The sequence below is a fragment of the Streptomyces montanisoli genome (assembly GCF_017813245.1).
In the GTDB taxonomy this organism is placed as follows: domain Bacteria; phylum Actinomycetota; class Actinomycetes; order Streptomycetales; family Streptomycetaceae; genus Streptomyces; species Streptomyces montanisoli.
Genome location: NZ_JAGIQL010000201.1, coordinates 1 through 9,739, shown reverse-complemented (window position 1 = coordinate 9,739; position 9,739 = coordinate 1). Strand labels below are relative to the sequence as shown.

Below are 9,739 nucleotides of genomic sequence, written 5' to 3'. Positions count from 1 at the left end.
ACTCCCCCCCCCTTGCATCTTCCATATTTCAAACAGGACACGGCATAGGAGAATCATGGGAAACAGGGGATCAGACGTGAGCAGTTCGGATCCAAGATCAACCTCGACAAGGGGCGCGTCAACCTCCTGAAGAACCAGACGGTCTCGCTGGTCAAGGGCGGCCGGCCGCTCCTGTCGCGCGTGCGCATGGGCCTCGGCTGGGAGCCCGCGTTCCGCGGCAAGGACATCGACCTGGACGCGTCGGTCATCGCCTACGGCCCGGACCGCAGGCACCTGGACAGCTGCTACTTCGGCAAGCTGTCCATCCTCGACGGCGCAGTCAAGCACTCGGGCGACAACCTCACGGGCGAGGGCGCGGGCGACGACGAGGCCATCGTCGTGGACCTCGGCAGGCTGCCCGCCGAGGCGACGGGCCTCGTCTTCACCGTCAACTCCTTCTCGGGCCAGAAGTTCACCGAGGTGGCCAAGGCGTACTGCCGCCTGCTCGACGCCGAGACCGACGAGGAACTGGTCCGCTTCGACCTCACGAACGCCGAGCCCCAGACAGGCGTCATGATGGCCAAGTTGATCAGGCAGTTCTCGGGGGAGTGGGAGATGACGGCGATGGGTGACTTCGTGAAGTCCCGTACGGTGCGCGGCATGGTCAAGCCGGCCGCGCAGGCGCTGTGACGGCGGCGGGCCGCGGCGTCCTCGTCACGGGCGCCTCGCGCGGCCTCGGCAGGGCGCTCGCGACGGCGTTCGCGGCGAACGGCGACCGGGTGGCCGTGCACTACGGCAGCCGCGAGGAGAACGCGCGCGAGACGCTGCGCTCGCTGCCGGGCGACGGCCATGTGCTGGTCGGGGGCGACGTCTCGGACCCGGCGGGCGCGGCGCGCGTCGCGGACGCGGCGGACGACGGCCTCGGCGGGGTGGACGTCCTCGTCAACAACGCGGCCGTCAACGACGCGCACCCGCCGCTCAGCACGTCGTACGAGGAGTTCGCGGAGCTGTGGCAGCGGCACGTCGCGGTCAACCTGACCGCGCCCGCGCTGCTCGCGCACCGCGTGGCCGGGCGGATGGTGGAGCGCGCCGCAGGCGGCCGGATCGTCAACGTCGGCTCGCGCGGCGCGTTCCGCGGGGAGCCCGACTACCCGGCGTACGGCGCCACGAAGGCGGGGCTGCACGCGCTCGGCCAGTCCCTCGCGGTGGCGCTCGCCCCGCACGGCATCGCCGTGGCGTCGGTGGCGCCCGGCTTCATCGAGACGGAGCGGGTGGCGCACCGCCTGTCGGGCGCGGAGGGCGAGGCCATCCGCGCCCAGTCCCCGTTCGGCCGGGTCGCGACGCCGGACGAGATCGCGGCGGCGGTGCTCTGGCTGGCGTCGGACGCGGCGCAGTGGGCGTCGGGCACGGTGCTCGACATGAACGGCGCGTCCTACCTCCGCACGTGACGCCCCGCGTACCGGCAATGCATGCAGAGTCAAGCATGTACCTGATTGAATATGCGTGATGCACGCCACTCGGGGCGGTCGCTTCGCGAGGGCCGGTGAGAAGCCGGAGGGGCCGCCCCTGTTCGGGGGCGGCCCCTTCGATCCGGCGCCCCGAAGGGCGGGTTGGGTGTGAGGCGGCGGCGCTCAGAAGCCGCTGCGCAACGACCGGACCGTACCGGCCAGTGCGGGGTCGGCGCCGGCGGTGTTCAGCGCCGCGCTGAGGACCTCTGAGTACGTGCCGCGCGCGGCGGCGTAGCGTTGCCTGCCCTCGTCGGTGACCACCGCGTAGACGCCGCGCTTGTCGTCGGGGCACAGGTCTCGGAAGGCCAGTCCGGCCGAGAAGAGCCGACCCACCAGCCGGGTCACCGAGCTCTGCCCCAGCCCGACCTTCTCGGCGAGGTCCTGCATGCGCAGCTCGCTGTCCTTGGCCTGGACGAGGCATTCCAGTGCGCGGAACTCGGAGAGTCCTATTCCGCACTTGCGCTGCAGGGCCTGGGTGAGGCGGCGTTCCACGTGCGCGTGCAAGGTGAGGAGTCTCCGCCAGATGGCCTGGTCCGACGAGTCGTCCGACGCGTGGGGGATCGTGGTCATGGAGCAGTTCCCTCTCAAGTGGCGCGTTGACAACAAGATACATGTGCATGCAAGCTTTTGGAGCCCACTCGTCTCTCGAAGCCGGATCTCCGTGTGTCCATATAGATGCACGTACAAGCAAACACTTGAGGTCTGCATGTCCGACACCGCAAAGATCCCGCAAGGCGAGCTGATCGAGTACGCCCGCGAGGCGGTCCGCATCAGTCGCGAGCACGTCGCTGAGGGCGGCATTCCGTTCTCCGCCGTGGTGGTCAACCCTGCGCCCTGTGCTATCTGGCCTCGCTCCACTTCGGCGTCGGCCACATCGTCCACGTGGTGGATCGCGAGACGGCATGCGCGCCGAGGGCCCGCTGCACGAGGCCACCCGCGAACTGGGCCTGGACGGAGACGACTTCGCCAGGGCACTGGCCGCCGGCACCTACACCGCCGCTCACCAGGAGGCGTTGCGCACCGCGGCCGCCCACCGCGTCCGCGTCGCCCCCACCCTCCTCATCGGCGAGCGCCACCGCATCGAGGGCGTCCCCGATCCGGCCCGGATCCGCGAGGCCGTACTCGACGTCCAGGCCGGATGGTCCGTCGCCCGCGGTGCCGCCTGCGGCATCGACGGATGCTGAGCAGCACTCACGCACCACCGAGAACCCGCACGGCGCACCGACCCGCCGAACCGTCCTCCACACCAGCGAAGGAAAAACCGCCATGCAGTGGCTCTACCTCGCCATCGCCGACATCTTCGAGATCACCGTCGCCATCGCGGCCGGCAAGGCCGAGGGCTTCAAGAACCGCACGTGGACCGTCGTGACCCTGGTCAGCGGTGCCATCGGAACCTACTTCCTCAGCAAGGCGCTGCTGACCTTCGACGTCGGTGTCGGCTATGCGATCTGGACCTCCATCGCCGGTGTCGGCATCACCCTGCTGGGCGCGCTGCTGTTCGGGCAGCGGCTGAACTGGCGCAAGGCGCTGGGCATCCTCGCCATCATCGTCGGCGTTGTCGGTCTCCAGCTCAGCGGTGCCGCCTGAGCCTCGCGTCGCCGCCCGCGCTCCGCCACTTCCCGAAAGGACCCACGCACATGTCCGACACCAGCCCCTCCTCCGCCAACTCCTGGCTGACGCTCCTGCTCGCCGGCGGGTTCGAGGTCGGCTACGCCCTCTCCGTCGGAGGCAGCCACGGCTTCACCCGCCTGACGTGGTCGCTGGTCGCCGTCGCGTTCTTCCTCCTGACGCTGTGGGCTCTCAGCGCCGCACTGCGCACCATCGACGTCGCTCTCGGCTACGCCGTCTGGGCGGGCATCGGCTCGGCGGGCGCGGCGCTCCTCGGCCCGGTCCTCTTCGACGAGACCCTCACCACCGGCCAGGCCCTGTGGCTCGGCCTGATCATCGTCGGCGTGGTCTGGCTGAAGCTCGCCGACAGGCAGCAGGGTGGCGGCGAGCCCGGCGCCGTGCCGCAGGACGGCCAGGAGGCCGCCTCCGCCCGGCGCGAGACCCAGGGCGCCTGACGCGGGGGTGCGCGGCCCCCTCGCGCGGTCCATTCCGCGGCCCCCGAGTGCGCCGCACGGGCCGGCGTTCGGGCGCCCGGGTCAGGCGCCCGCGCGCAGGGTCAGGTGGAGTTCCCTGGTCGGCGCGGCCCTTCCATGGGCGTACTCCGTGGCCTCGCCGGTCGGCTCGAAACCGCATGCGCGCAGGACGCGCAGCGAGCCCTCGTTGTCCGCCGCCGCGTGCGCGTACAGGGGGCGCTCGTCCGGCACGAGCGCCAGGAGCGCGCGCAGGGCGCGCGTCGCGACGCCGCGCCCCCACAGCGCGCGGTCGATCCAGTACGTGACCTCGCGCTCGCCCGGCTCCCCGTAGAGGCCGGTCATCCCGCCGACGGCGCCGTCCACGAGGACGGTCCGCAGGACGTTCGTGCGGCCGGGCGCACGGATCCGGCTCCAGTGGGCGTCGAAGTGCTCCCTGTCGTCCGGGTCCTCGTGCGTGAACGCCGCCATCCTGACGGCCTCCGGGTCCCGCATCATCGCGAAGAACAGCGGGAGGTCCTCGTCCACGACCTCGCGCAGGGTCACGTTCACAGGTGCCTCGTCGCCAGCGTCAGCCGGTCGCGCGCGTCGAACAGGGCGTCCCTGATCGACTGTTCGTGCGCGGGCGTGAGCCGGGCCACCGGCACCGAGCAGCTCACCGCGTCGCGCGCCGGCGTGCGGTACGGGATGGCGATGCCGAAGCAGCGCAGGCCGAGGGTGTTCTCCTCGCGGTCGACCGCGTACCCGCGCTCCCGCACCGACCTCAGCTCCTCGATGAGCTTCTCCCGGTCGGTGATGGTGTGTTCCGTCAGCGCGGGCAGCGTCTCGGGCAGCATCTTGCGCACCTGCTCGTCGCTGTACGTGGACAGCAGCGCCTTGCCCAGGGACGTCGAGTGCGCGGGCAGCCTGCGGCCGACGCGCGTGAACGGCCGCAGATAGTGCTGCGACTGGCGGGTGGCGAGGTAGACGACGTTCGTGCCGTCGAGGCGCGCGAGGTGGATCGTCTCCGCCGTGTCGTCGGAGAGCCGGTCGAGCGCGGGGCGCGCCGCGGCGACGACCTCGTCGCCGTCGATGTACGAGGTGCCCACCAACAGGGCACGCACGCCGATGCCGTAGCGTGTTCCCGTCGCGTCCGTCTCCACCCAGCCGAGCTCGACCAGCGTGCGCAGCAGCATGTAGAGGCTGGACTTGGGGTAGCCGACGGCTTCCTGGACGGCGGCGAGCGAATGCATGCCGGGGCGGCCCGCGAAGTACTCGAGCAGCTCCACCGTCCGTACCGCGGACTTGACCTGGGCCCCGCCCGCTCCACCCGTCTCGACACTCGGCATAACGTCTCGCCCGCCCCTTCTCCCTGACCGTTCGCGACGGCCTTGACCACACAGAACGCCGGAAATAGAGTCCCAGAAGATTCACTATCGGGAATCGTGTTCAGAATACCGAACGAACACTACCGAATTCAGCCTTGGAACGGCCCGCAGGCCCAGGCCCTTGGGAAGGAAGCCGCGGTGGCAGCAGCACCAGTCTGGAGTGTCGACCCCCGCACGGGGAAGCAGCGTGAGCACGTCGCGGACGAGGCGACGGCCGAGGAGGTCGACCTCGCCGTGCGCAGAGCGCACGCGGCCCGCGCGTCGCTCGCCGACCGGGCCACGCGCGCGGCGCTGCTGCGCACCACGGCCGACCTGCTGGACGAGGCCGGTGAACACGTGATCGAGGCCGCGGACGCCGAGACGGCGCTCGGCCCCGCCCGGCTGACCGGCGAACTCGCCCGTACCTCCGCGCAGTTCAGGGCGTTCGCGGAAGCCGTGGACGACGGCTGGTTCCTCGACGTGCGCATCGACCACGCGGACGCGACGCGCACCCCGCCCTGGCCCGACCTGCGCCGTTACAAGGTGCCGCTCGGCGTCGTCGCCGTATACGCGGCCAGCAACTTCCCCCTCGCGTTCTCCGTCCCCGGCGGCGACACGGCGAGCGCGCTCGCTGCGGGCTGCCCGGTGATCGTCAAGGCGCACCCCGACCACCCCGCGACGTCCGAGCTGTGCGCGTCGGTGATCCGCAGGGCGGCGGCGCAGGTCGGCCTCCCCGAGGACGTGCTGATCCTGGTGCACGGCTTCGAGGCGGGCGTCGCGCTCGTGAAGCACCCGCTCGTCGCAGCGGCCGGGTTCACCGGCTCGGTGCGCGGCGGCCGCGCGCTGTACGACGCGGCCGCGGCGCGGCCCGAGCCGATCCCCTTCCACGGCGAGCTCGGCTCGCTCAACCCGGTCGTGATCACCGAGGCGGCCGCGGCCGAGCGCGCGGACGAGATCGGCGCGGGGCTCGCGGCCTCGATGTCCTCGGGCGTCGGCCAGTTCTGCACCAAGCCCGGCTTCGTACTCGCGCCCGAGGGCGAGGCGGGCGACCGGCTGCTGACGTCGCTGACGGCCGCTGTGAGCGAGACCGAGCACGGCGTGATGCTCGACCACCGGATGCGGGACGCGTTCATCGCGGGCATCGAGCAGCGGGCCGGGCTCGACGGCGTCGACGCGCCCGTCACCCCGGGCGCCGGCAGCGAGCACACCGTCAGCGCGGGCTTCCTCACCGTCGCGGCCTCCAGGCTCGCGGCGGGCGACGACCACGACCTGCTGCTGGAGGAGTGCTTCGGGCCTGTCACCGTGGTCGCGCGCTACACCTCGGCCGACGAGATCGGCGCGGTCCTGTCGCGGCTGCCCGGCAACCTGACGGCGACGCTCCACCTGTCGCAGGCCGAGGGCGACGGCACCGAGCCGGGCGCCGCGGGCCTGCTCGCCTCGCTGACCCCGCTCGCGGGCCGCGTTCTCGTGAACGGCTGGCCCACCGGCGTCGCCGTCGCCGACGCGCAGCAGCACGGCGGCCCCTACCCCGCCACGACGTCGACGTCCACCTCCGTGGGCGCGACCGCCGTCGAGCGCTGGCTCCGGCCGGTCTCGTACCAGTCGACGCCGCCGGCACTGCTGCCGCCCGAGCTGCGCGACGAGAACACGCTCGGCCTGCCGCGCCGGGTGGACGGCGCGCTGGAGAAGTGAGCGGCGGCGCGCGGCGCGTGATTCCCCTCACGCGCCCCGCGCCCCCGGCGTACGCCCGGACACGGGGCGGGAAGCGCTTGGGCCAAGGCGCGCCAGGGCATGCATGCCTCACGCGCCCGGAGTACGGAACCGGGCCCAGAAAGTACTTGACCGCCCCTTGACCCCTCACTGCCCGCGACGGTAATGAGGATCGATCTCCGTCTTATATAATTGCTATATGCATTCATCACCGGTCCCCGAGGAGCAGCGCGTACTCGACGCCGCTCGCGGGTTGCTCCGGGACATCGGCCGGCTGTCGTACGACCTCTACCGGGCCGGTGAGTTCGGCCTCTCCCGCAGCCACACCTCCGTCCTCGACGCCCTGGAGACGCGCAGCCGGCGCGTCACCGAGCTCGCCGCCTTCACCGGGCTCACCCAGCCCCGCGTCACCGTCGTCCTGCAGGAGCTGGCCGAGCGCGGGCTCGCCGAGCGCGTCCGGTGCGCCACCGACCGCAGGGCGGTCGACGCGTCCATCACGCCCGCCGGCCGCCAGTACCTCGAAGACGCCCGCCGCCGCATGGCCGCCGCGATCCACTCCGGGCTCACCTCGCCCGCGACGCCCGCCGAGGACCCCGAGCGGACCGTCGCGTCCGCACGCGAGGCAGTCCGCACCCTTCTCGACGCCCTGCACGCCCCCACCGAAGCGGAGGTCAGTTGACCGCCCCCGTCCCCACGACGACCGCCGCGGACGCGGCGCAGACCACAGGCACCACCACCGATCACCACCACACCGTCCACACGCTCCCCGTGGCCCCCCGCCGCGTCGGCGGCCCGCGCCACTGGTGGGACTGGGTACTCGCGGCCGACCCCGGGCTCGGGCAGCTCCAGGCCGGCTGGCGCTCCGCCATATCCATGGTCACCGCGCTCGCCGTCGGCTACGGCATGGCCCACGCGCTCGGCATGCCCGCCATGCTCGGCATGATGGTCGGCGGCATGATGGGCCTGATGAGCGCCTTCGCGGTCGCCGAGAACACCGCACCGCGCCTCGCCCGCGCCATCCTCTGGATGCCGTTCCCCTTCTCCGCCGTCCTGCCGCTGAGCGCCATGCTGCGCGACGACAGGCCGCTCGAACTCGGCGTCATGGGCTTCGGCCTCGCCCTCACGTTCTTCCTCGCCCGCTTCGGCACGCTGTACCTGCTGACGGGCATGATGCTGTTCAACTCGTTCCTCGTCGGCATGATGGCCGGCATCCCGCTGAACATGTGCTTCAAGGCGTTCCTCGTCGCACTCGCCGCCTGCGCCGGCGTACTCGCCGCCCGGCTGCTGCTGTGCTACCCGATGCCGCGCGAGGACCTGCTGCGCACCCAGCGCGCCTTCGTCGTGGAGGCCCGCCGCGTCGCCGACGCGGCCGTCGAGGCGCTCGACCCCGACGCGGGCCGCGACACCGCCGTCAAGCGGATGCGCCGCAGCCTGCGCCGCCTCAACATGACCACCGTCATCATCGACGGGCGGCTCGCGCAGCCCGAGGTCGCCGCCGACCCGGAGACCGCCGAATCCCTGCACCGCCACCTCTTCGACGCGGAACTCGCCCTCCAGGGCATCGGCCAGGCCGTCCAGCAGCTCACACGCCTGCGGATGACGCCCGCCCTGCGCGAGACCGTGGTCATCGGCCTCGTCATCGCGCGCGGCACGCCGCTCGGCCGCGCCGGCGCGCTGCGCCCGGCCGCCCAGCTCATCCAGCAGGAGGCCGCGGCGGTGCTCGCCGCGAGCCCCGCGCCGACCACGGACGAGGCCGAGGCCGCGGCGCTCGCCGACCGGGTGGGCGTCCTCCTCGACTCGCTCGCCGAGTCGCTCGCCCGGTGGCTCGCCCTCGGCTGGGACGCGCCGTCCGCCGGCGCCCGGGTGCCCTTCCAGCCCACCGTCGCGCTGGAGCAGAACCGCCCGGCGGGAACGGGCGCGGTGGCGCGCCGGCTGTCCGCCGCCCAGAACGTCACCGGCTGGCGGCGCGCCATCCCCTATCTGCGGCTCCCGCTGCACGCGGGCGTGGCCGTCGCGATCGTCTGCCCGATCGCGGACGCCATCGACCCGAGCCGGTTCTACTGGGGGCCGATCGGCGTCATGATCACGCTGTTCGGCACGAACACCACGCACGACCGCGTCAGGAAGTTCGCCCACCGCATGGCGGGCACGGTCGTCGGCGCGGTCGTCGGCATCCTGCTGCTCCACCTGATCGGCCCCGGCCACACCTACGCGACCCTCGCGGTCATCGTCGCCGGCCTGACGATCGGCGCGTGGGGCATGCAGCGCGCGTACGCGATCTGGGTCGTGGGCCTCGTCACCGCGCTCGTCCAGCTGTACGGGCTGACCACGCCGTACAGCGGCATGGACCACCTGCTCTTCGAGCGCCTGATCGACAACGGCATCGGGATCGCCGTCGCCACCGTATGCGCCGCGCTGATCTTCCCCGTCTCCGGCGGCCGGCTCGTCCGGGAGGCGGAACGCGGCTACGCGGCCGCGATCGAGCAGCTGATCTCCCAGGTCGCCGAGCGCTGGAAGGACCCCGAGGCGCCGGTCAGGCTGCGCGGCGCGGCCCGCGGGGTGGACGCGGCGATGTTCCAGATCCAGGGCGTCGCACGGCCCCTGATCAAGATGCCCGTCGGCGTGCGGGGGCCCGCGGGCGAGAGCCGTCTGGCCCTGCTCACCAATGCCACCGCGCACGCACGCGCGCTCGCCGCGTCCGCCGACGTGGACATCGACCTGCCGCCCCGGCTCACCGCCAGGATGGAGCAGATCACGCGGCTGCTGACCGAGTCGCTCGGCGCGATCGACCGGCGCCTGGCCGCCGGGGGCGCCGGGGCAGGGGACGCGCCGGGGGAGTGGGTCAGGATCGGCCCGCTGGTCTGCGACCTGCAGGCCGCGCTCACCGCGCCGTCCGGCCCGCGCGCCGACCGGCTGCACGCGGCGCTGCGCGAACTGGCCGCGCTGGACGAGGCCATGGCCGGGTACGCGGAGGCACGCGGCCTGCGGGTGACGACGGCGACGGCGTACGGCAGGGACGCGGGGCAGGCGCCCGCGCCCGTCGGGCCCACGACGCCGTCCTGGGCGAAGGACACCGCGGACGGCGACGCACGCGGCACGCGCCCGCACGGCAGGGGCC

10 protein-coding genes and 1 pseudogene are annotated in these 9,739 nt (G+C 72.8%); 8 read left to right on the top strand and 3 right to left on the bottom strand.

Annotated features, from left to right (window positions below; all coding sequences use genetic code 11):
• Window positions 1–93: 93 nt before the first annotated feature.
• Together JFN87_RS29415 and JFN87_RS29410 are read left to right on the top strand one after the other, a co-directional pair.
• Window positions 94–669: pseudogene (locus JFN87_RS29415) on the top strand (TerD family protein); the annotation flags it as partial.
• On the top strand, window positions 666–1,427 hold the full coding sequence (locus JFN87_RS29410; protein ID WP_209344952.1) for an SDR family NAD(P)-dependent oxidoreductase: 762 nt from the start codon (window positions 666–668) through the stop codon (window positions 1,425–1,427). The pseudogene JFN87_RS29415 and the gene JFN87_RS29410, both read left to right, overlap by 4 nt.
• A gap of 183 nt (window positions 1,428–1,610) precedes the next feature.
• Here JFN87_RS29410 and JFN87_RS29405 read toward each other — a convergent pair whose 3' ends face one another.
• The gene (locus tag JFN87_RS29405; protein ID WP_209344950.1) at window positions 1,611–2,057 is read right to left on the bottom strand and encodes a MarR family winged helix-turn-helix transcriptional regulator; all 447 of its coding nucleotides are present in this window, start codon (window positions 2,055–2,057) and stop codon (window positions 1,611–1,613) included.
• A 332-nt stretch (window positions 2,058–2,389) separates the two neighbouring features.
• Here JFN87_RS29405 and JFN87_RS29400 point away from each other — a divergent pair, with 332 nt between their 5' ends.
• From JFN87_RS29400 to JFN87_RS29390, 3 genes are all read left to right on the top strand, one after another.
• The gene (locus JFN87_RS29400) at window positions 2,390–2,671 is read left to right on the top strand and encodes a hypothetical protein (RefSeq protein ID WP_209344948.1); all 282 of its coding nucleotides are present in this window, start codon (window positions 2,390–2,392) and stop codon (window positions 2,669–2,671) included.
• Between the two features lie 82 nt (window positions 2,672–2,753).
• Window positions 2,754–3,074: a DMT family transporter gene (locus tag JFN87_RS29395; protein WP_209344945.1), complete on the top strand. Its 321-nt coding sequence runs from the start codon at window positions 2,754–2,756 to the stop codon at window positions 3,072–3,074.
• Window positions 3,075–3,124: 50 nt separating this feature from the next.
• On the top strand, window positions 3,125–3,550 hold the full coding sequence (locus JFN87_RS29390) for a DMT family transporter (protein ID WP_209344943.1): 426 nt from the start codon (window positions 3,125–3,127) through the stop codon (window positions 3,548–3,550).
• 81 nt (window positions 3,551–3,631) lie between these two features.
• On the opposite strand, the gene JFN87_RS29385 is transcribed toward JFN87_RS29390, so the two are convergent.
• Entirely contained in the window at window positions 3,632–4,117 is a 486-nt protein-coding gene (locus JFN87_RS29385; protein ID WP_209344942.1) for a GNAT family N-acetyltransferase, read from the bottom strand.
• Window positions 4,114–4,893, bottom strand: a complete 780-nt coding sequence (locus JFN87_RS29380) for an IclR family transcriptional regulator (RefSeq protein WP_209344940.1) — start codon at window positions 4,891–4,893, stop codon at window positions 4,114–4,116. The genes JFN87_RS29385 and JFN87_RS29380 overlap by 4 nt, the downstream gene beginning before the upstream one ends.
• 177 nt (window positions 4,894–5,070) lie before the next feature.
• Here JFN87_RS29380 and JFN87_RS29375 point away from each other — a divergent pair, with 177 nt between their 5' ends.
• From JFN87_RS29375 to JFN87_RS29365, 3 genes are all read left to right on the top strand, one after another.
• Window positions 5,071–6,603: an aldehyde dehydrogenase (NADP(+)) gene (locus JFN87_RS29375; RefSeq protein WP_209344938.1), complete on the top strand. Its 1,533-nt coding sequence runs from the start codon at window positions 5,071–5,073 to the stop codon at window positions 6,601–6,603.
• A 217-nt stretch (window positions 6,604–6,820) separates the two neighbouring features.
• Window positions 6,821–7,300 carry a MarR family winged helix-turn-helix transcriptional regulator gene (locus tag JFN87_RS29370; RefSeq protein ID WP_209344936.1) on the top strand — a complete coding sequence of 160 codons (480 nt, stop codon included), beginning with the start codon at window positions 6,821–6,823 and terminating at the stop codon, window positions 7,298–7,300.
• Window positions 7,297–9,739 (top strand): FUSC family protein (locus JFN87_RS29365; RefSeq protein ID WP_209344934.1); only part of this gene is annotated, 2,443 nt, incomplete at its 3' end. The genes JFN87_RS29370 and JFN87_RS29365, both read left to right, overlap by 4 nt.